The organism is Mucilaginibacter sp. 3215, assembly GCF_050433785.1.
In the GTDB taxonomy this organism is placed as follows: domain Bacteria; phylum Bacteroidota; class Bacteroidia; order Sphingobacteriales; family Sphingobacteriaceae; genus Mucilaginibacter.
The window spans coordinates 120563-147085 of record NZ_JBNPWO010000014.1 but is presented as its reverse complement, the minus strand read 5'-3'; the positions used below and the strand labels follow the sequence as shown (position 1 = coordinate 147085).

Below are 26523 nucleotides of genomic sequence, written 5' to 3'. Positions count from 1 at the left end.
TGGGACGATAAAGAACAGAAAGTGAAAAGTAAAGGATCATTTAAAGTGCTCTAAATCATTCAAAATACACATTTGATTTAAAAACCGTTCGAATTCAGCCCAGTTAGGGGACATAATCGTTGTTAACGATGTCAATAATATTTGCTCCCCAGACTGGACGGAATTCGAACCAAATCCTGCCGCAATTGAATTTTTTAAGTAGTCTAAATGTAGCCTAAGGTCGGGGTTGGATTCCCTCGGGGCTACAAATTGGATAATGGTTTTCTGCATGCTTTATTCTTCAAGAAGTAAGAATTGAAATCTTTCGGAAAACTGACCAACGTGATAACCATCGACTAAACCATGATGTACGTGGACGGACACCGGCATTTTTCTTAAATTGTTGATCTCCGATATTTTCCGAAAGCAATCTTCGGGCAGCTGTCACGAAAGGAATATGTTCGGGCATGAGACAGCGATGTAAATTCAACCCAGGGGAGGGCTGAAAAATGAATCATATTTTCACCCGGCGCGGAAAGGTCTAAACCATATGCCTTTTTCGCGTCGTTTATCGCACTTTGAGCGAACTGCTGGAAAAGTCCCTCGTCGTCTGCATATTGAAAATATGCGAACCCAAAGGTGCCATTATCACGGTTGACCGTTGTCCTGCAATCAATCCGGTTATATAAATAAACGTTGGTGTCTGGCACTAGCTACCTCCGCTATTCTGCCGCCTTTTTTGAGAACAGCGTATAACCGGAAATCGGACTCGGACCTAACAAAATCACCAGGCAGTACCGTTTTTCCGTTTTTCACCCTTTGTTTTTCCCCCCACCAGCCTAATCCTTCTTGCCTCGTTTCTAAAAGCCGTTACTATTGTGGCAGGTCAATCCGAACCGTTATTCAAACAATACCTGGCTATCGGCATAATAGGTTTTGCGTTTATCGGGCCCGGCTTTAAGAATAGGTTCACCGCTGAGAGTCAAAGTTTGTTTCGGCCGGTGCACCTGCAGAAAATCGCGTTCCTTTTCCGTGATGGTATCCGGAAAGTTTTTACGGATATGGTTTTCTGCATCAGTTAATACATCTTTAATAGCCCGGGGTAAAATTTCAATATTGCCTTCAGGTATTTTATTGGCTTTACAGCTGTTGCCGGCCTACGCCTCGTTGTAACGATCGTTTCGCCAGGGATAAGCCGTGTTGGAATAACCACGCTCTTCCCAGAAACCCAGCTTGTTCTCCGTCAGGAACTGGATGCGTTTGATCCACTTGGCGCCTTTCCAGGCATACAGCTGCGGTGTGATCATCCGGCAAGGACCACCATGTTCCACAGGCAGCGGCTGCCCGTCGAAAGTATGTACTAACAGTACATCGGGTTTCAGGGCCTCCTCCAACCCGATATTGGTGGTATAAGTATCGTAACCATAACAAAGCAGGTGCGTCGCTTCGGGCTTGGGCTGCACCAGCGCGGCCAGGTCGAGCAGTTTACAGATGCCGGATCAGGGTGACCTATAGATCTAGAAATTGACCTTGCTGTTCGGCAACCTGGTTACCCCACTGCAGGATGGCATTAAGCAAAGGAATGCAGGATCTTCCAAATTCGGTTAAGCCATAGATCACTTTGACCGGCGGTTTTTCGCCGTAGACCTTTCTATAAACCAGGCCGTCTTCTTCCATTTGCTTGAGCTGCAGGCTCAGTGTTCTTTCGGTTACGCCGGGCATTTCCTTGCCGAGCACGCTGTACCGTTTAGCCGCATCTTTCAGATGGTAAAGGATGACCGCTTTCCATTTCCCGCCGATCAGGTCCATCGCCAGGCTTACGGTGCAAGGATATCGCTTGTCACGGAGCCGGATAAAATCGCTTTTACATTCTGTTCGCATAGGTTCGTGAGGCTATCCAAATGGATAGTTATTGCAAAACTAAGGAACGATAAATAGTTTTGCAACTATCATTTTTATAGTTTAATTTATGGAATCGGAATTCAATCAAACAGCGCTCAAACCGCTGATCACCATCACAGGAATTTTAGGCAAGCAGGGCTACAGCGCCGCGCAAACGCTTTTGCAAAGTGGCCGGTACCGGGTGCGCGGTATTACCCGCCGTACGGATTCACCGACTGCGATCAGCCTGAAAGAACAGGGTGCGGAATTGGTTAACCTGCCACTGGATATCGGTCATCAGAAAGCTTATACCGAAGCATTCCGGGGCTCGCACGGCGTTTTCATGATGACGCCTGGTATCGCGCCGCCGGATACCCACGAATTTGAGTTGGGTAAGCAACTGGCAGATGCGGCGGTGGAAGCCGGGGTACAGCACGTGATCTTCAGCAGCCTGGAAAACGTTGATGAGATCACCCGGGGAAAGAAGTTCGCACCACATTTTACAGATAAAGCCAGGATCGAAGCCTATATCCGGACACTGCCCATTACCAGTTCCTTTATTTATATGGCTTTTTTCTACACGAACCTATTGGAGTTTTATACGCCGCTGGCCAGGGAGGATGGTACGCTGGTCTTTCCCATCTATCTGCCGGAAGACTTCCGCGCGCCTTTCGTTGATCCCTTAACAGCTACCGGGCCCGCTGTACTGGAGCTGTTTTCTGACCAGCAGCAATATGCCGGGCGGTCGTTGCCTGTGATCGGCGACATCATTTCCCCGCGGGAGATGGTAGCTACTTTTAGCCGGGTAACCGGCAAAAAGGCTGTTTACAGTTCAGCTTATTCGCGCGAAGACTTTCTCCGGCATTTCCCGGCGTTTGCTTCCAACGAGCTGTTGGTGCAGGAAACTATCGGAATGGTGAAATACGCCGTGGAAGATGGTTATTTCCGCGAAGGCCGCGACCTGGAATGGAGCCGCCGGATCGATCCCGGTACCCTAACCTGGGAACGTTTTTTGCGCATGACCGGATGGCAGGGCGAAAAGATCAGCTTTTAAACTGATCTGCCTTCCGGCTCGCGACTGTTACCTTTGTCAGGCTACTGGGAAGACTTTAAGTTAAAGACGATCCAATATTACCTGGAAAAATTCACTGGCATCATCGGCATAACTTTAAAAATGTTTTAAATTAGGTGGCAATCTGAAAAACTGAGTTAAACGGGAACTTTTTTAATCAATCATGAGGCTTATACTGTCCATCTTATTTTTGACGATGCTCCCGATAAAAGCATCTTCTCAGGAGGTACCATCTGATAGTCTTGCAAATCTTTCGCGAAATGCGATGTTCACCTATGCTTACATTCAAATTGAAGGTAAATTACTTTCGAAAAAACTAAAAGTGGATGTTGATTTTGGGGATACTCCGGAGCAGTTAAAGGCCGGAAAGGAATATTCCGAAAAGCTGACAGGTAAAAAGTCCTATGCTGCTATTTTAAATTTTATGGTTCAAAACAAATTCGAACTCGTCCAAACGCTTGGATACACGGAGGCCTATTCGGGAACAGGCGGCACTACAGGCATTGTTTTTATCATGAAGAAAAGTACAGCGTCCCGATAGCCGTTCGTAATGATCAACTTGCGTAAAAATAATCCTGAGGTTATTTCTCAATGCTTTCCCTTTCTCCTCATTCTCAGCAAAAAGCGGGGTAAGGTACCACCTGTTTCAATAGTTGACACCGGCCATGCCCTAAATTGGGCTAATGCACTGCCGGTAATACATCCGCTGAATACCAGGGCCATTAACCGGCCAGCTTCAGGTTGACCCCTTCAAAAGTCACGGTTCCGGCCCGGATGGTTTTACCAACAGCCTCTGACAACTGCTGCCGCATATCGTCCGTCACGCGGGAAAACCCCAGCAGTTTGGCCACCAAGGGAATGGCTTCCTGTTCGGTAATGGAGATCGCCCCGCCAATGACCTGAATAATGGCCTCAGCTATTTCTTCCGGGGCAACCAGGTTTAATTTTCGGTAAGATGAAGGCAGTTTACTTCGGTCGCGCACCTGGGCCTTCTCCATTTCCGGTGCCCAGATGAAGTCATCTTTGACGGCTACCAGTTTTTCGCCCTGTGCCTGGTTTAATGCTTGCGTCAGGGTATAGCGGATACGGGAGCCTACTTTGGCTATGCCTGCCGCATCGGTGACACGCCTGGCCACTTCATCAAAATGTACCGGGCTTTCTACTTTAGCCACCTCCGCTATCCAGCCGCTTATTTCGGCAAAAGTATATAACTGGAACTCGGGCCGGAGATGCTCGATATGTATATCTGCAAACCGGTATTCCGGCGTGGCGGGGCTGTATGCCTGCAGTTCATCACGGCTGAGCTCTGTTTGCCAGGTATCGTTTTCCCTGTCTGTCGTTTCCGTGATGAGTTTGGCTTGCTCGACGGCTGCCAGCAGCCGGGCCAGTTCCCGCGCAGGGTTGCGGTACCAGTCAGCGCTCCACACCTGGTAGAGGTTCCAGCCAAAAAGTTCCAGTATCTGCGAACGCAGCCGGTCGCGGTCAGTGGCAGAAGCCGCGCTGTCGTAGGCCTTGCCGTCGCAAATCAGGCCAAGGATATAACGCCCAGGATTTTCGGGGTCGACTATCGCCAAATCCAGGTAAAATCCCGGCGAGCCAACTTTGCTGCGGACGACATGGCCGGCTTTGGCCAGTTGCGCCGCTACTTCTTCTTCAAAAGGCCTGATGTCATCCGGAATAAGTTCTTCGGCCTTTTCAAACCTGGCATACTGGGCAAAGTATAAAAAGCGCTTCAGCGCACGGATACCGAAACGGGCAGGTTCATTCACTTTAATATCTTCCGAAGTAATATTGGTAAACACCTCACAGCGCATTTTGGCACGGGTGATCAATACGTTTAAACGGCGCTCGCCGCCTTCGTTATTCAGTGGGCCGAAATTCATGGGTACTTTACCGTCCCCGGTGCGGCCATAACCGATACTGATCAGGATCACGTCGCGCTCATCGCCCTGCACATTCTCCAGGTTCTTGATAAAGAAGGGTTCATCAGGCCGGCCGGTAAAAAAACTTTCCGTGGCGGGGCTGGCTTTACGCTCGGTCTCGAGCGCCGCCTGGATAGCCTGTGCCTGCGCGGTACTGAAAGCGACCACCCCTAAACTTTGAGCCGGAAATTTGGCGGCGTGGCCGATCACTGCTCTGGCAACCGCTGCAGCTTCTGCCGGATTACTCCGGGTTTTACCGCGATCGTAAATGGCATCGGGTAAATGATGAAACCTCAGGCCCAGGTTCTGCCTGGCACCGGGACTGGGGAAGATCACCAGTTTATCTTCGTAAAATTCGTGGTTGGACAGCGTAATCAATGATTCATGCTGGCTGCGGTAGTGCCACTTCAGCATCCGTGTAGGCGCACCCTGGCCGTCGCACATGCCAAGGATGCTTTGCATATCAGCAGTTACGTTCTCTTCTTCCTCAATATCCGTATTCAGCTTATCAAAAAAGCTTGTCGGTGGCAGCTGCCGGGTGTCGCCGACCACCACCAGTTGCCTGCCGCGGGCGATAGCGCCGATAGCATCTACGGGGCGGACCTGACTGGCCTCATCAAAAATTACCAGGTCGAAATCGATCGCGCCGGGCGGCAGGTAGTTGGCAATGGACATGGGGCTCATCATCCAAACCGGCTTAATGGCCTGCATGGCTTTTCCTGCCTCCTCCACCAGTTTACGGATCGGCATATGGCGCGCCTTTTTATTGAATTCCGTTTTGAGGATATTTACCTGCCCGCCGGCATTGCCTTTAGGCAGGCCCTCCCAGTGTTTGAGGGCGACCACGGCCCGGTTATAATATAAGTTCAGCTGATCCAGCTTTTTAAACTTGCTGATCACCGCTTCGTGGCCCGTACGTTCAAATTTCGACAACTCCGGGCTGCGTTTAAATGCTTCGGTGATCAGGTATTCGTACCATGTTTTTTGCAGGCTGATCTTTAACAGGTCCTTTGCCTCATCCCAACTGACGGCCGCATCGGCCAGGAACTTAAAACCTTCTTTTTCTGATTGCATGGAAAGCTGGTTCCAGTCTACGGCTAATTGCAGTTCATCAAAATGAGCGATCCAGTTTTTCCAGGTTTTTTCCTGTTCCACAAAGTTTACCGGAAAAAGTCCAACCTGCAAAGCCTGCAGGGCCTGTTCCCGTTGCTCCTGCAGCACTTTCAATTCCTTTTGAAGCACGATCAGGTAATCGGCCGCCTCCGATACAGGCTTCAGCTTACTTAAATAAGCCAGCAAAACCTGGTCCCGGATACCGGCCAAATAGTCGGCGGCAGCCTGCAGCGACCGCCAGTCAGAGCGCTGCTTCAGCCAGCGCGGCCCGAATAAGGACTGCGCGAACAGGTCATATTGTTGTAATGTACCTTCGAGGCGCTTGGCTTCCGAGATCGCATCTACGAGCTTTAGTTTTTCTGCGGCAGATTCGGGTAAAGCTATTTTAAGCAGTGCCGCCAGCGCCTGTTTGCTTTTGCGGTAGCCGCTGTGCAGGCTTTTATGCCAGCTCTCCCCGTAAGTAACTATATTCCGCCTGATTTCCAGGATGTCCTGCGACCATGCTTCGGCTACAAAGGTATCTTTATAGCTACGGTACAGGTTTTCCAACGCTTCACCTGTGGCCAGCAGTTCTTTAATGTCCGCTGTTTTGGTTTGCCAGACCGGGTCGGAGACATTCAGTCCTTGAAGGTTGGGGGCCTCCGCCGCTTTCGATAACAGCATTTCCAGCGCCGGCACCTCGTCTTCCTTATCCGGTATAGCAAAGCCGGTAGTTTTATGGATACCATCCAGCAAGGTCAATAATTCCGTAGTTACCCTTAAGGCGGCCTCCAGCCTTTGAAATATTACAGGCTTCGCGTGCGGCAACACCAGTGTCAGGTCTGTACCAAAAAAAACAAGATGCGCAGGTTTACCGATATCCGCCAGACGTGCCTGGATCCGGTCGGCCCATTCCCCGGCAAGCCTGATCTTTTCTGCGTTCCAGTGGCTGATATTTTCAAGGGGTAATTGCGGCAGGTGGCGGTCTTTTGCCTGCTGATCTATCTGCAGCAAAAATCCGATCACCTGTTGCGCGGTGAGCCCGCTGCCTGCCAGCGGGTTGTTCACCGCCCGGCAATAATCGTTCAGTTCCCCGCGGTAGATCTCCAGCATCCGGATCTCCAGTTCGAGTTTGGCTGTTTGCGGGCGGCCCAGGTCCATGACACGTTTGATTTCAGCCAGGACATCGCGCTTATTGGTTTTATGGCTGTGCAGTTCCAGGCAGGCCATGCCCAGGTCAATATTATCCAGCCGCCGCTTCACGACTTCCAGCGCAGCCATTTTTTCAGCTACGAATAAGACCTTTTGACCCTGGCCTACGGCATTGGCGATAATATTGGTAATGGTTTGCGATTTTCCGGTACCCGGCGGGCCCTGAATGACCAGGTTGCCCCCCTGCTGTACGGCCAACATAGCCTGCAGCTGTGAGCTGTCGGCATCCACCACGCGGAACAGCTCATTTGCTTTGGTGTCAGTGTCGAGGTCGCTTTCTTCTTCCGGGACATCTTCATGAAATCCCGTTGCCAGCAGGGCTGACACGTTAAGATGATCTTCGGGCTTGGCGGATTTAGGCCATTGTTCGGTATCGAGGTCGTTATAGATCAGGAATTTACCGAAAGAGAAAAAGCCCAGTTCGACAGCATCAGGATCAATGGCCCAGTTCGCTTCCCTGGTCATGTGGGATTGCACAGCCCTGATATAATTATTGAAATCAAACTCCTCCGCATCCGGCATGTCCGGGATACTGAGATTGAAATCGCTTTTCATTTTGGCTTGCAGGGACAGGTTGGCACCGATCTCGCTGCCTGTATACCGCAGCCGGAAACGTTCCTGTGCACTGGAGCGTTCCAGGCTCACCGGCACCAGGATCAGTGGGGCCGAACGCGGGGTTTCGGTTTCCCCGGTGTCATACCAGTGCAACATTCCTAAAGCGAGGTAGAGCAGGTTGACGCCCTGTTCTTCGATACTTGTTCGTGCAAAATAATAAGTATTCAACAGGCGGCTTTGCAACTTTTGCTCATCTTCGTCCGTTTGCAGGCGGGTGTCGTGGTATTTAGCTTCGCCCTCCGGAAAAAGCTGTCCTTCTTTCAGTGCCAGAAATGTCATCGCCTTTTGCTGGCGGACGAGGATATCATAAATAGCTGCGGCTTTTTCGTCAACGATGTGAACGCCTTTTCCTTTGGTCAGTTTATAATTCAATAACGGATTGCGAAGTCCCAGGTCGAGCAATTCCTTTCGGGAAGCCGCTAAACGCGACTGTATAGTTTCCTCCATAAGTCAAAGCTAATAATTTATGGTCAAACCCCCTGATAGTTCGTTGTCCTGGTTGATCGCGCCGTCAGGAAGGTGTCCTTAATGGTTTGGAAATCCATAAAGCGATCCGGTTCTGTTTATCGCTGGTAAGTTAAATCGGAGGAGGTAGCGCAGCTGAGTTAAAATTACAGTTTTCACAAGCTTATTACTTTTGATCAGCACCACGCATCGCTCTTCTGTCCCGGCACTTCTGCGTCTCACAAAACCTGGGCGCTACGGGCTCTTTACCCCATATCTTATTACCCGCACGTTTCGGGTGGTTTCTAAAATACTCATTTCGTTCCATAAAATGCCTGTCAATGGCGGCCTTGCAATCTTCAAGGCCGTCATAGTTGCTGTTGTGTATAACAGCCCTCGCGAGGCCGCCAAAAACAGATTCGATCACGTTCAGGAACTGCGCACTGGAAGGTAAGGGCATCGGCACTACCAGCGGACGACTTCCGTTATTATGTTCTTTGATAAAGCCGAGCAGGATATTTGACCGGTGCCAGCTTACGTTATCCCAACAAAGAAAAATACGCTTTTGATCCGAATATTCAGATATCAGCATCTCGACGAGCTTCATGGTTTCGAAGGTATTTTTCCTGGTGGAATAAAAATGGGTTACCTGATTGGTAGATAACTCGAGTGCGGCGGTGCATATAACCACGCCCTTGTGCTTCTGCTTATCCGGTATTTGATAGTCCTCATTCTTTTTCTTTAGCATTCGTCCACCTTTGATTTTAACGCCAACAGGGCCATATTCATCGATAGAGAAGAATTTTTCATCTTTCTTCAAACGCCTTAGGGCGTTTTGCAATTTGTTGATCTTTTCTCGGAACTTAGGGTCTTGACTAGTAAGCATGTCCCGCGACTTTTTAAATCGGTACCCGTTTTGTTTGAGCGTATAAGATGTTTGCCCCCAGGAGATTTTCTCAGCGTATACCTTTTCGTAAGTCTCTGCCAAAGCAGTTATTGTCCAGCTGGTACGGTTCAATCCGTGCATTTTCGGAGATTCATGAAGCAATTTGATGACTTTGCCGGCACGCGAGTTCATCCGCTTGATTACCGTAGGGAAAATTTTGTGCTTAGGCAACGCAAATGCGCTTAAGCCTTTCTCTTCGTAGGTACTGATCCAGCTTTTTATCGTTTGAAAGGTTGCCTCTGTTTTATCAGTGATATCCTTGTAACAGGAAGTTTCCAGCGCCATGAGCAGTGTAGTAGCGATTTGCCAATTCCTTCGAATTGCCGAATGCTTCCATTTTTTCAAAACCTTCAGGTCTTTCTCCGGTAAAGATTGAATTATCTTAGGTTTTCCCGGCACATGGTTTTCTTTAATCCATATGTAAAATAATTCAGTGAACGGTAAATAGGCATAGCCTTCAGGGTATAACTTTCGGTATTTCCGCCAAACGGGTTTCGCTTTCACTCCAGGTACCTCGTCCGCTAATAGACGTGGTAAAACGCTGAGGAATTGGACATACAATGGAGTCATTCTATGCTGCTTAGGTTCTTCAGGCATAAAAAACTTCATATTGTTTAGTTTTTCCGGGTAAGCTGCTTTGATCCGCTTAAACTCAGTCATGTATCTCCAGGAAGTAACCGTCGAAATGCCCAGTTTTTTTGCGATCCGGTAGCCTGTTTCATCGCCTCGTATGAACTGCCTCCGCATAATGTCAATTTGCTTTTGAGGAATCTGGTGCCGTCTCATGGCCGTTAGCCGTTGATTATATTAATTTGAACCAAACGGCTAAACAATTGTTTCACCAAAGGTGACTTACCCGGCATGGTAACCATCGATCGCCGATTCATCAAAACGCCGAAACGTTTCACTCGCTCATCTGTAATAAACATATAAATTAACATGGCAGAAAACACCACCCTAATTGTCAGCGCATTCTCAGGTCTTGCAGGCGCTTTAATAACACAAGCTTTAACTGGCTTATTTGCTTACGTTGGCGATAAAAGAAAGGCTGATATTGAAAACAAGAAAGATTACAGGGCAAAAAAGGTCGAGATAGCGGAGCATTATTATTATGTGACTGGCGAAACGATGTCTATCCTAAAAAAAAGCGTTCAATTATGGAAGGGTAGAAATATACAACGAAGCGAGGCAAGTTATAAATCGATGACAGAAAGTTTAGCGGAAGCTGATGCCCGGCTAAAACAAATGCATGCCGCTAACTGGAGGCATAACCTTATCGGGCTTTACTTCGATGTCACTTTATCCTATGATGAACTGATTGCCGCCAATAATAAATCTCATGAGCTGTATTTGAAGATATTGGATATCGGGAGTAAATTACGGGCCGCAGATAGCGAAGAAGACAGCGAGAGGTATCTTGGTCAATACAGCGTAGGCATATTTGATTTGTGCAATCAGTATGATAAAATATACGATATCCTGGCAAGCGATATGCACAAAGTAAAAACAGCGTTACATCAAAGCTTTCAGGTATAAGTAAAGGAGGTATCTTTCAAATGCCCGCGTTAACGGTGACAGCGTCGAACGTCTTCAATATAATAGCGATTAGATGCATGATAATGGAAGCTTAATTGGAGGATTGAAAGTTAACCTAACAATATCGCGATGGAAACTGGGTTTATGATCAGGGTAGAAAAGTAAGCCAGCCCTTACTTCCGGATAAAGTATCTATGTTTATTTATATCGTGCCTATAATCCTCATTGCGTCCATATAACCATGCCTTGTTTTAATCCATCTTTTAAAGTATCGCTTATAACAAGCTAAATGCTCAGGTTAGCATTGTTGCGGTAACATGCGTACTTTCCCCAAACAAATGGTTTAGATCTTTAGAAACTTCAATGTATTATTTGTTCCAGCTATGGTTATCCCTGGCGTGATGCTCAACCAAAGTAACGATTCGCGCATATAAGGCGGGGGGGATCTCATGTCCCATACCCTCAATCAAAACAAATTTGCCCCCTTCAATTGTACGCGCGATATCTTTACCACATTCAGGTGAAAAGATCGGATCTTCGTCGCCATGTATTACTAAGGTAGGAGCTTTAATTTTTTCTAAACGTTCTCTATTATAGCCGGTTCCCATAATCGCTAACAACTGCCTCCATAATCCGCCGCTTTGATTGTTTGAACGAACCATCTCCTCTTCAATAATCGCAACATGTTCGCTTTCGTTCATACAGTACTTACTACCAGTAATTCGGCTCGCAAATGCTAAGCTTTTCTCTATAAAAGCTGCCTTTTCAATAGTATAACTTGGTTTGGGTGGCACCATCATATCCATAACATCAGATTGAATCGGTGGCAACATTGGATTTAGGGACGTTGACATGATACAGGTTAGACTTAACACCCGTTCAGGGTGAGCACTTGCAATTAATTGTGCAATAATTCCACCCATTGATCTTCCCGCAAAATGGGCTTTTGATATGGATAAAAAGTCCATCAGTTTCACCACATCACTCACCATGTCGAAGAGGGTATACGGCACCGGGATCGATTTTCCAGTTTGCAAAATGGCAGGTAACTCCTTCAAATCAGGAGTATTTTCATTTGAAAAAAAGGTAGAGGCACCGGCATCTCTGTTGTCAAACCGGATCACTCTAAAACCTTTCTTCACCAACATTTCGCAAAACGGAACGGTCCAGCGAATCATTTGCGTCCCTAATCCTGATATTAAAATAACGTTTATGTCATTATTTTCGCCTAAAATATCGTAGCATATATCGATGTTGTTTATTTTCGCTATTCCCATAAAACCTGAATCAAAAAACTATCAGCCTGTTAGAATTCTTATTTACCAGCCTATCCATTATACATATCAATCCCGGACCGTTTTAACTCATCTAAGATTTGTTCTTTTAATTTTGTTACATCCTTTCGGAAATCCGATGTGTTATCTTGTTCATTTTTAATTTCCCGGATAACCTCAAACAAAAAGCCCTTTTCGCCGATCACATTCCAGTCATACTGAAGTACTTTGTTGTGAAACTGCCCTCCATTCAAGGTAAATCTTATTCTGTTTATTAAAGCGTCTGCATTAGTAGAGCCCTCTAAATAAACCTTACTACTAATCAGGTTCTTTATGGAAACTATGCCAACAACTGTTTTCAAATCCTTCATTTCTTCCTTGAGTTGCTTCCTTATTGACTTTTCCATTTTAACTTACTAAACTTCTCATTGCTTAATCAATTGATATGTATTAAAGATTTCCACCCATAATGTAGAGGGCTTCTGATAAAACTTTTAAGTCTTTACTTTTAAGTGGCGGTAAAAGCTCACAAGCTATCAACTCTGCGGTATGAACAGCTTCTTCATAGATGTTTCTACCAACATCGGTAAGTACTACGTAACTTACACGTCCATCTCGCTGGTTCGATTCTCTCTTAACATAACCAGTCTTTTCCATTGGTAAAAGAAGTCGTGTAACGCCTGAAGCGGTGAGCCCTATTTTCTCCGCTAGGTCTACGCGTCGCATTTTTTTTGCCGGAGCATTATCTAACAAATTAAGGATTACGAAATCACTAAAACCAAGCCCATGAACACTAAGACGGTCAAAGCGGCGCGCTATAACCGATTGAACTTTCATGATGCTAATTAATATCCTTAAAGAACTACTTATTGTTGACATATACTTGAGTTATCAATTACTATACAAATATATGATAAATTCAATAACACAAGAAGTAAAGTACTTGAATGTTTCTCGTCTATCATAGCATTTCAATTTGGGGACTACAAAACTATGCTAATATTTTTAGCAAATCACTATGCTTTTTTACAATTTTTTATTGACCTTTGTTTTACATGAGGAGTAAGTTATTCAACGGGAAGGTCGTCAGCGTAAAAACAGGCTCAGGACGCTGGGTACAGCTCGTTCCGGACAGTACGGGCGGCTATTGGCTGTATGAACCATTACCGGAACTGGCATTGGGAAGATTATTGTTCGACCAGGAGGATCACTGGATTTATGACGGGGATTTGTTGAGTATAAGCGAGCAGGAAGATGTCGCTGCGGTCATTACCGGCTGCCAGCGTGAAATGAATGAGTTACTGGAAAGTATAAAGCGGGTTTAACCGGACAAATTGTTTGGGTTTAATTTTGAAGGATCATGGATAAGAAATTCGAAATCATCAGACAGGACGGTGAGGGCCTTATTTTTTGTTAGACACGGGGATCTCCTTAAGGGTTATTATGCCTGCTCAAAGAGCAGCACGCGAAGCTACCGAAACCGGGGTATTCGAAACTGCGGGGAACTATATCAGGGTGGTTATTAATGATCTTGACCTGCCGGATCCCTTATTTCCGGTTACTATTATCTATGACTTTTGATCGTCGACAATATGGTAAGCAAAACAACATCAGCCGCTAACGAGATTAAATCGGCTATTGAATACTATTGTACTTCGGAGCTGAAAGCTTAACTTTCGGATTATTCCAAATACATTAGCTTTATCGCATCGACACCATCCCAGCTAACCTGAAGTTGAACTTAGAGTAGCCCATAAACCAAACTTCCCGAAAAGATAAAAGCCCCGTAGAACTCGCTCCCCGGGACTTTTCCTAAACCTTATCACAAATCAATATTACATTGATTTTTTGCGAATCTACAAATTTCGCTTTATACTTAGCTACGCTATAATTCAAAAAAGCCATTCCATTTGACCCGGCGACCAGCGGATTGCTATGCAATAGAAACATTCCTGAACACGACCTGTAACGAAATTACAGCAAAACAGAATTTCGCTTTAAATAAAACCGGATGAACTAACTTTGAATTAAATGGAGTAGCAAAATCAATGTTTCAACGCAGCTTTTTAAAGCTACCTATTGGACCAGGCTTGAATATCAAAATGCTGTATACCATTTTAAAACTGCGGGGAATTTTACATGACCGTTTTAAATATTAACGCTATTTACCTCAATAGATCATTAGCTGACCTGCCTGGTGAAGTCTGGAAAGACGTACCGGGTTTCGAAGACACTACCAGGCATCCAGCCTCGGGAGGGTAAAATCGCTGGACAGAACAATACCGTACCCAAGGCAATATAAGCAGTTCGTTAAAGGCCAATCTTAAGGCAATCCATTCATAAAAATAATAACCTGGTTTCGGATGTTCCCATGATTCATCTGCGGGTAACACTCACCATCGAAAACAGGGCCTATTATTTCAATACCCGGAGGCTGATTTACAAAACTTTTATTGATCCTCATCTGGATTACAATAAAGACGGCCTGTATGTGATCAATACGGACAATAATGGCTATAACAACCGCCCGGAAAATTTAAAGCTGGTAACCAAAAGGTGAAAAGCAAAAACGGGCCGTTCAAAGGGACCGCGTGTTACCTTATCTAAAAACGCCGACAGGTCTGGCTGGAAGAAGAACTATTCAACCAGCAAACCGGTTGCCCAGTACGACCTGGAAGGAAACCTGATCAAAAAATATCCGAGCATTAAGGAAGCCTCAAGGCAAGTGAAACAGGGAGAAAAAGCTATAATCGAGGTAGCAAAGGGATTATATAAACAATGGAACGGTTTTGTTTGGCGATATCTTTAAAATTATCTCCCAACGGATCGTTAAACAAAAAAAGAATTATTGCCTCCATAGCGATAAACCGTCATGCTTTAAGCTGGTCCCGGCATAGGATCTCCTTACTCCCTGCGTCGACACCACGTTGTCCGGCATAATAGCCGTAAAACATAATAGCAGTTTTCTTACCTTACCTGGGATGTATCGCCGGTGTCCATATTATCAAAACATAGGCATGCATTCACGAAAGGAACTAACGACACGTATATCACAGGGCCATCAGACACTAAATCCCTGAAGTTAACAGGTGTTACTTCCACTTGCAGGTTTAATCCTATATAATAACGGGCCCGAGATTTACTCAGGTATTTTTGTACCATATCCGGGGGCAAATGCAGTCTTTTTCGGGATGGTTATAGTAACCGCACGGGCATCCCTGTGAGAAAGCTTCTTCCATCCTGCAAGATAACGAAACGCCCGAACATTGCGCACTATGTCGAGCATCCCACAACGCTCGGCGAACACATCCGCAAGAAACGGATGCAAAACGGTCTCCTGCAAAAGGATGTGGCGAAACTGCTTGATGTTTCTGAAAACTGCGTGACCTATTGGGAGAACGGAAGGAACACTCCGCAAATCCACTTCTACCCCCGCATTATCGAATTCCTCGGCTACTACCCGTTCAGTCACGAGGCAGAGACGCTTGCCGGAAAGCTACTACAAATCAGGCAGTGTAAGGGACTTACCTTCAAGCAATGTGCGGCATTGTTGTCCGTGTCGGAAGATGCCACAATGCGCTGGGAACGGGGCAAGCCGGTCGCAAACGTTACGTATCAAAAGCTGATTCATTCCGTCTGGAATGAGTTGCCAAACCATTTATTACAACACCCCATATAGGGGTGTTTTTTCTGTTTCAAGTCAGCTCCGAAATGAGAAAAGTCGCCTGTACAAAATCTTTCAAATTCTGATTTAAAACAAAAATAGACAGCGCTGTATTATTACTGTCTATTTTTGTTTTAATAATTGGGAATAGCCTTGCTGCCTGCTTCGCCCACTGATCAACACAGTAGTCTACACAATATCAGTAGGTTTACAAGTCCGGAATGTCTTTATTAGTATAAAAACGTGATTTCCCCTTCTCCCAATGGATCGCCACCCTCGCCAAACGTAAACTTACTTCCGACGCCAAATCTATCGCCCAAATATTAATTATTTATAAACTCAATATCAACCGAACCTTGTTCACCCGGGAAAAATTTATCGTGTTTTATCAGTGATATTTGACCAGATGTCTTAACGTCTGTAATGAAATTGAAGAGGGGTCTATAGCCCGTTGTGAAGGGTGTTTTGCGAACGTTTTCACCTTCATAAAGTTTAATAGATGCTTTTACTTTAATCATAATATCATGGTGCTAATACTACCGGGCTAAAATTTACCGCTGTTGCTTTTAACAGATGTAACTGGTCTGCGGGAATAGAAATAGCGTTCATGCCATCTGCTTCAAATTTGAGAGCTGCTTTAACACTCTTTTAGGAACTTTCACCCCCATTATAAAGGTGGGTATACCGCCAAATTTGAAATGCCCTCGGTCAAATCTCGTGGCTTCTTCAAAAGGTAGAGCAAACAACTTCCCAGTTTCATAGGCTCCGGGAGTGTTTCTTATCCCATTGCTTGCTATATAAAGCAGCTGCGTTGCCCATTTTTTGCGACAGCCCAGTTCAAGCCCAAGGCGTGCGATAAACCGCCTTGGACTTGAATTAAAGGCTATTGATCAGGTTTTATTTTTGAAATTTAATACTATGTGAAGCGAAATTTGGGGATATTTTTTGGCCTCTTCTTCTATGAGATTTTTTACGTCGCCCCAATCTAATCCTCCTAAGCCTGCTCCAATTTTAGGCAACGCTATTTCTGTTATACGATTTTTTGCTGCTATATCAAGCATGCCTTTAAGAGCATGTTTGACAGCGTGGATTTCCGCCTTTGTCCGCCAAGACCGCTGAGTAGCGAGATTAAAAACAATCCCATTTTCATATTTATAGTCAAAAACGTCTCCCAAGTTAAATTTATTCTCGCTGCATAGCGCCCTATACTTAACAAACATTTCAGGAAACCGTTCTTTAAATTGGACTGCAATGCCCTTTCCCATGGCACCCGCGCAATTGCAGCCATGTGCGAAGTTTTGAACTCCGGCAATATTAAAGATATTCCCAAATTCGATGTATTCAACCATTACCTATTGCTCCAAACATCCTCAAATTCTTGTTCACTGATGAAATCATTTTCTTGCAAATCGAGATCCTGTAATGGCTGGTCATACAATATTGAATCGCCTTTTATAGGGAATTCTTCCGATAAAAATACTTTACCGTTAGAGTTAACTTCAATTTGCCTTACAGCCATATCGTCTTGAAAATGTAGATAGAATAAAGTTTTCTCTTCTTCCCAAAATTTTTTAACAAATGTCTCTTTCATTATAACGCTATTTAGGAACCACTTTAAATACTGAAACGCCGCCTCGAATAATTCGTCCGCCCAAAGGTAAGCTTTCTACACCTGGTACTAAGTAGTTGTATGGTGCATTTTTTATGACGTTCAACCCTTTAATATCTATTTCTATAAAATGTGTTAGTTTGCGGGCGTTCCACGGGACGCCAAACAGCTTCCTCGAAGCTTGTCCGGCAGTAAAATCTGCTGGCGCTAAGTCTGTTAAATATTGACCAGCCCCGTAACGAGCATTTTTCGCACCTATTGATGGTAATAATTCTTGCGATTCCATTATAGCATTATAACCAGCTTCAGTTGTATAATGAAATAAACTCGCCCCATCTTCCGAAGTTTTAGCTGCGATCTTGGTAAGCGAGTAAAGAGATATCGCTGCTTTAATTTCTGATACTCCGGAAACAGCGCCATATACATCAAGAACGGGGCTGGTTACCGACAAAGCTGTCGAAGGCTGTCCAATATCCTGCATATCAACCCGCTGTGGCGGGGGCCATGACTGCATTACACTAGGATTCTGGGCCAAGTCTGGAACAAATCTTGAATAAATAGAATAGGTCTTAACTTTCGGTTGCAACTTTGATACCTTTGACGCAACGCGGGTTGCATCAGACTTAGCCCCAGGAGGGGCATCATGTTTCTTTTTTTTGTTCGAATTTTTTAATTGATCAAAAAAGGTTCTTGCCGCATCCCCATATAAAGTAAAACTTGCTGTTTCCACAGGAACAGCGCTATTAGGAGCAACATCTGCAACAATCATCCCATCAGGGTCGATGTTTCTAATGGGATTATCTTCGCCGTAATTGTAGGGACTGAAACGTCTGCTAACCTCAGACATCGGATCAATGCTTGTCCATCTTGCGATGCCGGGGTCATAGAACCGTGCGCCATAGTCATAATCCCCTGTCTCCTGCTTCTCCTTGCCGTTGTATTTGTAATTATTTAACGGGGACGCAGAATACGAATTGCCCGGATTCATGTCCATGCCGAATGCGTAATAATCCTGTACCTGGCTAATCGTTCCGTCCTGCCTGATCGCAGCCCGCGTATTGCCCAGATGATCTTTCAGGTAATACTCATATAAGTAAGTACTGCCGCTCGGCGTTGCGCGGCCGTCCTCTGTCCTGACAAATTCTATAACACCATTGTTGTATTCTATTCCGTCTATGTATTCTCTCGTGATGCCACCTGATATCTTCTGTAATTTGTCGCCTGTAGCATCATAAACGTAACTAATATTGCCAGGCGTACGGGTTACAGTTGCAGGCAAGTTCAATCGATTATAGGCAATAGCAGTTACTTGATTTTTTGTATCTTTCGTCACATTGCCATTGCCATCATAGGTATAGGTTCCAGATTGCGCTGCTGTGCCCGCATCTGTCACACCCCATAACCTGTTACCAGTGCCGCCAGTGGTGTAATCATAGGTAAAGGCGTTTAGGTATGTACCGACAGTTGTCGTATTGGTACGCCACAAATGGTTAATGTTCCCCATCGGGTCATAATCCAGTCGTTCATTGAATTTACCGACCGATCCTGTTGTCGTGTAATTTGCATTCAACAATCTGTTTAATTGGTCATAATAATAGGAATAGCTTTGCAGTTGCTGCGTTAGGCCGAGGCCGGTCGGCACGGTCGTCTGCCAGGCCATCCCGACGATGTTTCCGTTGTATTGCGGAGAAGTGCCGCCATTGTAGGTGAGTTGTTCGCCAAACAGTTGGGTAGAAGTGAGCGAATTTGGGTTATTGATGGCCGAAAGCCAGCCACGCTCGTTGTAAGTGTAGTTAATGTCCTGCTTGAAGGTGGTCCCTTTATCCGGACTGTGCAGGTGTTTTGTTTTTACCTGTCCAAGCTCGTTATAGTCCATCTGACTGATCAGTGTCCCGTCTGGCTGCGGCAGCGACTCATCCCAGATCACTTTCCAAATCTGTTGTTGCCGCCCCATGTGGTCATAGTAATATTGAGTACCAACCCCGACTTTCGGATTGCTTATACCGGCGAGGATATGAGCGAATGTGCTATGATTGATTTGATGGTCAAAGTTGTAGGTAGTGGTGGTAATGTCCATGTTCCCCGTGTTGTACCCTGCCGAGCCTCCCTTATAGTGTTGTTTGATGGTAAGGGTTCCCCTGCCGAAACCATCATAGCCGTGAACCTCCCATAACATTTGCCCAAAAGTACCGTCGGCGTTCAATACAGCCACTTTGGAGCCCGTCACGAGACCCGTTGTCCCGGTTGTCAATGAATTAGTGAACGCTGTATAGGGATTACCATTGAATGCATAATCGTCATAGTAGTTTATGGTAAGCACCGTGCTTAAAGTCGGGTAGCTGGTGAGGTTGTAGCCAGTGGCGACATTGGTATTATCCCGTACATCCCACTGCGCGCCGGCCTCTATGCTGCTTTGCAACACCGACCGGGCTATCATCGATCCGGCATTCCACAAGCCCGTAACGATCACTCTTCCCTGTGCGTCGTATTTGGTCACCACCCACTGGTTGGTAAGCCTTTGGACGCTGTCCTGGCTCAGGACGGGCTGATTCAGTTTATTGTAGATGGTTACCTCCCAGCCCGCGCCGGGAACCTTCTTCTGGCCGAGCCGCCCCCGTTCGTCATAGCGGTATTGGTAACACCATGCGTCAAGCATAGCTTTGCTTGGGACTCCGTTATCCGGTAATGCAGAGGGTGGCAGTACAAACGCCAGCTTGCCCATATCGTCGTAAACGTAGTAGGTTGACAACACCTGGAGCGCCCCATTCGCAAAGTTGAAGATCCGTTTTAATACCACATGGCCTTCTAAGTCTTTATACTCCTCCACCGATCCGCCACGGGTGCCCTTGTTGTTCTCATCTTTAGTAATAGTTACATACAATTGTCCTGCCGGGTAGTTTCCACTGCTTGTTAGTGCCCGGCTTTGATTAGCATTAATGGTCGCTATATAGCACACAACGGCTCTGCCATTCACCGTATCGCTAACCGCGGTCAGGTTATTAGTTGTATATGACTTTTTAAGAGTATGGCCGGATGCACTATTGAGTACCGGCTGCCATGGAGTGCCCGGAGCTCCTTGTTCTGTAACTCTGTTTAAAGGAGACGGTTCAAATTGGCTCAGGGAGTAAGGGGAGGGGTTAACAACAATACCATTGGCTTGTTGAGACCCACTCACGCCATTTCCTGTAGGATTGTAAAATGAAGACAACTCAGAAGGTGCCGATGAACGGTAGCTCCCGTCGATGCTCGTTGAAACATACGGTTGATATTTTGTTGCTTCTCGCCCGAACTCATCGTACAGGAAATGTTGCACCATATCTTTGTTCAACGGCGAGCCCTTCACTTGTATGTTTTGTAATGGCCTGCCCAAGCCATCCAGGTATTGAATGGTCTGCGTTAGCTCACAGGAAGTCCTGTTAGCAAGGTCTCCCGAATTAATACCCGTTCCAGTATTCTTCATCCCCCCTGTCCTAGGGATAGAAGTCAAAATATAGTTCTGATTGGCACTCGGTGAAATGTTTTGAGGAATACAGTCTGGGCTAACGATATAAAAGTTCAAGCCACTCCCCGATGTTGGCGTAAAAGTAAAGTTCGGGTTTAAGGTGATACTGCTATTGTTGTAATAGGAACCCGCTGCTGGTGCGGTGGTTAGCGTTGCCGGCGGTGCGAGATAGGTCTGTGCCGAGCCCCGCATGGCGAACACAAACAGCAGCCATGATAAAGCCACCGTAAAACGGCCATGATAATGAGCATTTCTTTTCATGCTTCAAATATTAGTTGTGATTGGTTTGGTTAGTTTTTATTCCCTTTTTGAATAGCGGCAAGCTGCTCCTTCATCAGATTGATCTGCTCCTGAAGCGACGTTAGCAGCTTATCTTTGGTTGCCTCCCGCTCTTTATCCTTCCGCTCATTCTCAATTGCATACAAGGTCAGCTCTTCCACTTTCTTGAGCAGCAATTTGTTCATTTCGCCCAGGTTCTGCCCGTTTTTTTCTACCTCGTCCGCCGAAGGAATTTCCGGCAAGTGCTGGTTTTGATCGATATAGGACTTAACCTCTGCCAAGGGCTGAAGCTTATACGTCGGCTTGAAAACGTAATCTGCCCAGCTGCCATAAAGCTTGACAGTAACTGAGGTTGCAATAACACTGCCGTTCACTGCAAGCTTATAGCCTTTAGGATCTGACGTGCCAATGGCTACATTACCATCTCCCCGAATGTAAAGTAACTGACTTTCGTTATTACTATTATTATGATTATAGAATGCGAATCCACCAACGGTGCCGGCTCCCTGATTGGCGATAAAATCCGTCTCCCCATCAGCTTGTGTCCTATTCCATCCCAAAACCATCTGGCCGGTATTGGCTAAAAAATTAAGGCTAACCGTGTTATTTCTGTTATCTAAATTACTCCAGTTTCCGGCAAAAACAGACATGCCATTGACGTGCAACGCGCCTTGTGGGGCTGTTGTTCCAATACCTAAATAGCCCTTAGACGTAAGGCGCATAGCTTCAAACCAGCCGGTACCACTATGGTTCCAAAATGCGAGATTGCTCGGGGCTCCAGGTGTACTACTCCCAATGATACCTATCTGGCCAGAGCTATCATAACCAAGATTTATGCCTCTATAATTGGTGTGATCTTGTATGAAAGCAGCATTAGCTTTACCAGTGGTACTAAAAGAACCTCCCGTTCCAGTTACATCGAAGACTTGAGATGGCGCTGCTGTTCCAATACCAACTGAATTGGTTGTAGAGGTAACTGTGCCGGTAGTGCTCCATTGGGCATGAGCAATAATGGTAGAAAAGAATATAAATGTTAGTGATAATAAGGTCTTTTTCATTTTTGACGTCTTTTTTGCTTTGAAGTATTATTTTCCAACTCGGTTATGCGTTTCTGCATGCCTGTCAGCAACTTGTCCTTTTCCTTGTCTTTTCGCTCATTCTCGATCAGATATAAAGTCAGCTCTTCGACCTTCTTCATCAGCAGCTTGTTCATCTCTCCCACATTCAATCCATCTTTCAAAATCTCCTGTTCCGAAGGAATGTCCGGCAGATGCTGGTTATGGTCAATGTATGATTTTACATCGCTCAATGCAGGCAACTGGTACGTTGGCTTAAACACGTAGTCTGCCCAGCCATTGAGGTCTATCTGAACCTGCCTGGCATGAACAGTGCCGTTCACGTCCAACTTGTTTTTCGGATGTGCTATACCAATGCCCACATTCCCGTTATACAGAATGCGCATTTTTTCAGTATTGTCATTGGTGTTAAATGAAATGCTACCCCCGGTCGTACCGCCACCCCGCAAAAAATTGATGGAGCTGTTGGTCGATCCATAGAAGCTGTGCTCAATCGCGAAGCTTTTCACGTCCGTCACATCTGTAATTGTTCCGCTCGGTTGTGTGTTATAGCCTACCGTGCCGAGATACGTCCCTCCGCCAGCGCTATAGCCTTCAGAGAGTCGGGCCAAAATGGTACTTACCTGCCCAGGGTTCAATGGTTTGCCCATATCCAAAATGGCTTTCGGGGTCGACGTTCCAATCCCCACATTACCGGTATTGCTGTTATAAATATCATTTCCACTCGGCGTCCATTGAGCAAAAAGATAGTTCGATATGGAAACGAACAGAACTGTGATTAGCATTAGTCTTTTCATATTGATATTGTTTAGGTGTTATTGTCCGCTGTAGTGATAATCTGTATGTTTAACAATGTTGCCATCCTTGTCTTTAACATTCATCAATCGCTGAAACGAGTCATATTCATAGTATGTAGTTTCGCTTTTACCATCAGTACTGCTTGTTACGCCAAGCATAGGGTTGAATGTGAACGAATTAATCTGGGCATCTGCTGGACAAATTCTGATATCATCAAAAGAGTCTCCGCCCGACATAGTGAAGTTTGGCCCAACATATGTCTGTTCTTTTCTGAACTGCCACGCCCCGGTGCCGCTACGATACCAATAACTAATCACGTAGCTGCGTGAGTTTGGTTTTGTCCACGTGACCAAAGGGTTGGTAGTGTATCTGACGCCCGTATGCCCCGTACCTGTTGTCACGCCGCTTGCTGTGCTTTCTTCAAATCCCTCGTAATAGAATTCGTTCGGCTCCGAATTGGTTGCTTTTGCAATAGGATAGGTCGAGTTGTATCCCCATTTATATGAAATGAACGCCCCGTTTTCAACCCGTTGCTCGGTCAAATTACCGAAGCTGTCATAGCTAACTGAATTTAGTCGTAGCTCGTAGCTGGCGGACTTTGCATATCCTCCCGCTGCACCCGTAATGGGCAACACTCCGAAGGCGGCATTGGAGAATTTGAAAGAAGCAAGCGGAATCAGATTCACCGTCTTGATGCCATATACCGAATCGACAAGCCCTTTTCCACCCGGCTTGTACGTCCTCAGCAGTCCGGAAATAATATTGGTATTGGTGCCATCCGCGTTCTGCCGATATGCTACCGTCTCAACTGGCACGTCAAGTACGTGACTGGTAACAAGGTTATTAATGAAGGTTGTTGAAGTTGTATAATCCTGTGGGTAGGTAGTTAATGTTGTCAGCAGTTGTCCGTTGCTTTTAGTAATCTGATTGCGAGTTAGATTGAAATGATTCGGGTTGTCGTATCGGTTAACTTCTAAATGGGAAGATATGATATTTTGTTGGGCATCATAGTCCGTCGTCCTGGTGGAGTCCTTATATACCCAATTGGAATTAATGTTGTATTGCAATACGTCAAACTGATCGTAATCGGTCGAGGCAATCGGGTTATGTTCAATCGTGTACTCATTAGTGATTACGTAACCATAATGAGTTTCTTTTGCCCGACTGTCGTTTACAAAGTGATTATAAATCTTTCGGGTGTACAGATATCCAGCCCCGTTTTTTTTGAAATAGTTGGTATTGGTTTCATGCCCATTATCCCAGCCGATATTTGAAAGCGGAGCTCCTTTGACATCGCTTCCCATAGCAATATGAGCGGGGATATCGGAACGGACGGTAAATAGGTGCTCTACTCCTCCGTTCTCAAAATTGTTGCCGAACCCTTCAATTACGCTGTCATATACCACATTATCGCCGTCATAGACAAAAAGGTTATATAAGCTGGATGAACTGCCTTGCTTATAAGTGCAGAAAGTCTCACAATTGGTGATCGATTTATAATCCTTATAATAAAGAATCGAAGCCGCATCGATAACTGTGTTGCTCGAATGGGCGCTAAAATTAGATAGAGGCGCGTAGTAAAAACGTTTCGTCGAAGTGTTACTTTGAACGGGGTCGAATGTGATAACCTTTGCAACACGCATTCCGCCAAATTGTCCTATCTGCTGCTGATAAGTAACATCCCCATCAGCGTAAGTAAGCCGGGCATTTCCTGCTATAACCGAACCATATGCAGTAACTTTTACCGTATAAGTGTGCCCTGTCTCGAGAGCAAAGTTGGCTGTCTTTGTTTCAAACGGAAGGGCTTTCAAGTAAAAAACTCTCGAACCGGAAGCGGCATCGTCGACTTCGGCTTCCGCAAATTGATGTATCGTGTCATAGGTGCCCGATCCTCCGAGCCCTTCGCAATATAAGGTAAAAACACCGCCAGCTAATTTCAATATCACGCTTGACGTACTCGAAGCTGTGACCGGCGACCTTACGCCAGCCCCGGTCACGGTTTGGGAAACGGTCTTATTTGGCGGAGGAATAGCGACGGTAACAAGGCCTTTATGGGGTTCATAGACGAGGCTGTCACTTCCTCCCGTGGGATAAATAACTTTTGTTAAAAGTCCCTTTTTCGCGTAAGCGGAATCAGCACTTCTATTGCCCATAAACGCGGGGAACATGTCTTGGATATACGGATCATCCGCAGGAGGCACAAAGATCGTGTTGTCTTTTCCATTAAAATAACCGTAGTGATCTTGAGCAAACGAAAGGCGTGGTGGGAGTCCATTTATGTCTTCATAACTGAAAACATATTTTTGAGAAACGACGGAACCTGCGTCTTTTTCCATGACACTCTGAAGAAACGGTCTTACTTTTTCCCTGCTTCCGATATATTTATTAGAAACATAGTTTGTCCCGCTATTGGAATATATATACCCTAACGAGAATTGTTTAAGTACAGCCGAGCTGGTGTTATTATAAATGTTAATGTTACCTATTAGAACATCGCCATTTACGTCTGCCCTTGATATATTGTCGATTGTTACCTTGCCCTGATCAAAATCGACTTCAGCTAATGCAACACCCTGTGTACTAAGCGATGCCCCACACACAATATCATTGGAGATGGTTCCGCAGGTTGTCTGATCGCCGGGGCATGTCGCTCCGGCTCCGGTATTTGGTGTTCGGGTTAAAGACTCACTCACTGCTGAGCTGTAGAAGTAATCGATCTCAGTATATTTAAATACCACAGAGTCGCCTTTTACCGACTTGATCTTATTCAAATACCAGGCAGTTGGTATGGGTGATCCATAGGTTTTCCCACAGCCCGTGCCGCCTGCCGTATAGGTTTTGGTGTTCTCTGTCGCCTGACTTCCGCCAAAAAAATATTGTGTGCCGTTACCATCAGTGATTTTAAAATTCCACACAGTTCCTGAAAAAGCAGGCTCAATTTTCAGGTTGGATTTGTCAATCAATATAGGATGCTTGATAGAATCCAGTATGAATTTCCCTGAGATACCATTAAAGTTAAAATTGAAAACGTCGGGCTGAGTGTCCTGGCCGGTATAGTCATTTTGCACGGCGGTCTTAAGATAATTATACAACGTCGGAATACGATTACTAAAGCTTGTGGGAGGAGATTTGAATGTGCCAAATTCATCCGGGACGTCGTAGACAGTCCTGTTGATTACACCCCCAAAATTCAGCACCCAGCCAAGACCGGCCCGTGATGCCAACTCGTCCACTTTTACTCCTGAAGAATGATAGGATAAGCTGATCGGTACGTTCAGGTCTCTGGTTTGAACTGTAAATAATGCTATTTGCTGTTGTGCCGCACCGGTAAATAGACTTGGGCCAACGCCGCCGAAGCGTCCCAACTGCCCGGCATTGGGCGCGGGCGGGAGAACTTCGGTTGCCATAAATGGATTTAGTGGATCGTTTTGCGCCAATGTTCTGATCGAAAAAAAAGTGCACAAAACACAAAGGGTTAAATAAAACCTTGGGTTAAGGAGATTCATTTTAAATTGGATAATAGTTTAAGTTTGTTAATATGCTTACCTATTTGCAATTGCTGCTGATAATCGTAAACATAGTGCGCTAAAAAATTGCGTTATTTCACAATGTATTTAGAGTT

At 45.6% G+C, this 26523-nt stretch carries 22 protein-coding genes and 1 pseudogene; 10 read left to right on the top strand and 13 right to left on the bottom strand.

Features of this window, described 5'->3' with window-relative positions; all coding sequences use genetic code 11:
* Positions 1-1136 precede the first annotated feature (1136 nt).
* Positions 1137-1454 (bottom strand): molybdopterin-dependent oxidoreductase, encoded by a 318-nt coding sequence (locus ABIC84_RS20530; protein ID WP_429264786.1) that lies wholly within the window; start codon positions 1452-1454, stop codon positions 1137-1139.
* A gap of 34 nt (positions 1455-1488) precedes the next feature.
* Complete coding sequence (locus ABIC84_RS20525; RefSeq protein WP_429264771.1) at positions 1489-1860, bottom strand: winged helix-turn-helix transcriptional regulator; 372 nt, start codon at positions 1858-1860, stop codon at positions 1489-1491.
* Between the two features lie 88 nt (positions 1861-1948).
* Between ABIC84_RS20525 and ABIC84_RS20520 the strand changes: the two genes are divergently transcribed.
* Both ABIC84_RS20520 and ABIC84_RS20515 read left to right on the top strand, forming a co-directional pair.
* Entirely contained in the window at positions 1949-2914 is a 966-nt protein-coding gene (locus ABIC84_RS20520) for an NmrA/HSCARG family protein (protein ID WP_429264770.1), read from the top strand.
* 181 nt (positions 2915-3095) lie between these two features.
* On the top strand, positions 3096-3473 hold the full coding sequence (locus ABIC84_RS20515; protein WP_429264769.1) for a hypothetical protein: 378 nt from the start codon (positions 3096-3098) through the stop codon (positions 3471-3473).
* Between the two features lie 181 nt (positions 3474-3654).
* Here the strand turns inward: ABIC84_RS20515 and ABIC84_RS20510 are convergent, their stop codons facing one another.
* Both ABIC84_RS20510 and ABIC84_RS20505 read right to left on the bottom strand, forming a co-directional pair.
* Positions 3655-8220: a DUF3320 domain-containing protein gene (locus ABIC84_RS20510; protein WP_429264768.1), complete on the bottom strand. Its 4566-nt coding sequence runs from the start codon at positions 8218-8220 to the stop codon at positions 3655-3657.
* Between the two features lie 184 nt (positions 8221-8404).
* Positions 8405-9949: an IS630 family transposase gene (locus ABIC84_RS20505; protein ID WP_429264767.1), complete on the bottom strand. Its 1545-nt coding sequence runs from the start codon at positions 9947-9949 to the stop codon at positions 8405-8407.
* 153 nt (positions 9950-10102) lie between these two features.
* On the opposite strand from ABIC84_RS20505, the gene ABIC84_RS20500 reads away from it, so the two are divergent.
* On the top strand, positions 10103-10699 hold the full coding sequence (locus ABIC84_RS20500; protein WP_429264766.1) for a hypothetical protein: 597 nt from the start codon (positions 10103-10105) through the stop codon (positions 10697-10699).
* Positions 10700-11067: 368 nt separating this feature from the next.
* Here ABIC84_RS20500 and ABIC84_RS20495 read toward each other — a convergent pair whose 3' ends face one another.
* From ABIC84_RS20495 to ABIC84_RS20485, 3 genes are read right to left on the bottom strand one after another with little or no spacing between them, the layout of a single operon-like run.
* Positions 11068-11976 carry an alpha/beta fold hydrolase gene (locus ABIC84_RS20495; protein ID WP_429264765.1) on the bottom strand — a complete coding sequence of 303 codons (909 nt, stop codon included), beginning with the start codon at positions 11974-11976 and terminating at the stop codon, positions 11068-11070.
* Positions 11977-12026: 50 nt separating this feature from the next.
* The gene (locus tag ABIC84_RS20490; protein WP_429264764.1) at positions 12027-12380 is read right to left on the bottom strand and encodes a GIY-YIG nuclease family protein; all 354 of its coding nucleotides are present in this window, start codon (positions 12378-12380) and stop codon (positions 12027-12029) included.
* Positions 12381-12423: 43 nt separating this feature from the next.
* The gene (locus ABIC84_RS20485) at positions 12424-12810 is read right to left on the bottom strand and encodes a MarR family winged helix-turn-helix transcriptional regulator (RefSeq protein ID WP_429264763.1); all 387 of its coding nucleotides are present in this window, start codon (positions 12808-12810) and stop codon (positions 12424-12426) included.
* A 218-nt stretch (positions 12811-13028) separates the two neighbouring features.
* Here ABIC84_RS20485 and ABIC84_RS20480 point away from each other — a divergent pair, with 218 nt between their 5' ends.
* The 7 genes and pseudogenes from ABIC84_RS20480 (at position 13029) to ABIC84_RS20450 (ending at position 15652) form a co-directional block, all read left to right on the top strand.
* Complete coding sequence (locus ABIC84_RS20480; protein WP_429264762.1) at positions 13029-13298, top strand: hypothetical protein; 270 nt, start codon at positions 13029-13031, stop codon at positions 13296-13298.
* A 118-nt stretch (positions 13299-13416) separates the two neighbouring features.
* The gene (locus tag ABIC84_RS20475; protein WP_429264761.1) at positions 13417-13554 is read left to right on the top strand and encodes a hypothetical protein; all 138 of its coding nucleotides are present in this window, start codon (positions 13417-13419) and stop codon (positions 13552-13554) included.
* Positions 13555-14112: 558 nt separating this feature from the next.
* Positions 14113-14235 (top strand): hypothetical protein, encoded by a 123-nt coding sequence (locus ABIC84_RS20470; RefSeq protein ID WP_429264760.1) that lies wholly within the window; start codon positions 14113-14115, stop codon positions 14233-14235.
* Complete coding sequence (locus ABIC84_RS20465) at positions 14178-14300, top strand: NUMOD4 domain-containing protein (RefSeq protein ID WP_429264785.1); 123 nt, start codon at positions 14178-14180, stop codon at positions 14298-14300. The genes ABIC84_RS20470 and ABIC84_RS20465 overlap by 58 nt, the downstream gene beginning before the upstream one ends.
* Before the next feature lie 44 nt (positions 14301-14344).
* Positions 14345-14533: a hypothetical protein gene (locus tag ABIC84_RS20460; protein WP_429264759.1), complete on the top strand. Its 189-nt coding sequence runs from the start codon at positions 14345-14347 to the stop codon at positions 14531-14533.
* Positions 14534-14635: 102 nt separating this feature from the next.
* A pseudogene (locus ABIC84_RS20455) lies at positions 14636-14782 on the top strand (NUMOD1 domain-containing DNA-binding protein); the annotation flags it as partial.
* Between the two features lie 411 nt (positions 14783-15193).
* Positions 15194-15652 (top strand): helix-turn-helix domain-containing protein, encoded by a 459-nt coding sequence (locus ABIC84_RS20450; RefSeq protein ID WP_429264758.1) that lies wholly within the window; start codon positions 15194-15196, stop codon positions 15650-15652.
* An 875-nt stretch (positions 15653-16527) separates the two neighbouring features.
* On the opposite strand, the gene ABIC84_RS20445 is transcribed toward ABIC84_RS20450, so the two are convergent.
* Genes ABIC84_RS20445 through ABIC84_RS20420 form a run of 6 tightly spaced genes read right to left on the bottom strand, consistent with a single transcriptional unit; the run spans position 16528 to position 26308 of the window.
* Positions 16528-16986 (bottom strand): macro domain-containing protein, encoded by a 459-nt coding sequence (locus ABIC84_RS20445; protein ID WP_429264757.1) that lies wholly within the window; start codon positions 16984-16986, stop codon positions 16528-16530.
* Positions 16986-17228, bottom strand: a complete 243-nt coding sequence (locus tag ABIC84_RS20440; protein ID WP_429264756.1) for a hypothetical protein — start codon at positions 17226-17228, stop codon at positions 16986-16988. Before ABIC84_RS20440 ends, ABIC84_RS20445 begins: the two co-directional genes overlap by 1 nt.
* A 7-nt stretch (positions 17229-17235) precedes the next feature.
* Positions 17236-21009 (bottom strand): DUF6443 domain-containing protein, encoded by a 3774-nt coding sequence (locus ABIC84_RS20435; protein WP_429264755.1) that lies wholly within the window; start codon positions 21007-21009, stop codon positions 17236-17238.
* A gap of 29 nt (positions 21010-21038) precedes the next feature.
* Complete coding sequence (locus ABIC84_RS20430) at positions 21039-22085, bottom strand: hypothetical protein (RefSeq protein ID WP_429264754.1); 1047 nt, start codon at positions 22083-22085, stop codon at positions 21039-21041.
* Positions 22082-22900 carry a hypothetical protein gene (locus tag ABIC84_RS20425; RefSeq protein WP_429264753.1) on the bottom strand — a complete coding sequence of 273 codons (819 nt, stop codon included), beginning with the start codon at positions 22898-22900 and terminating at the stop codon, positions 22082-22084. Before ABIC84_RS20425 ends, ABIC84_RS20430 begins: the two co-directional genes overlap by 4 nt.
* 18 nt (positions 22901-22918) lie before the next feature.
* On the bottom strand, positions 22919-26308 hold the full coding sequence (locus ABIC84_RS20420; protein ID WP_429264752.1) for a hypothetical protein: 3390 nt from the start codon (positions 26306-26308) through the stop codon (positions 22919-22921).
* Between the last annotated feature and the right edge of the window lie 215 nt (positions 26309-26523).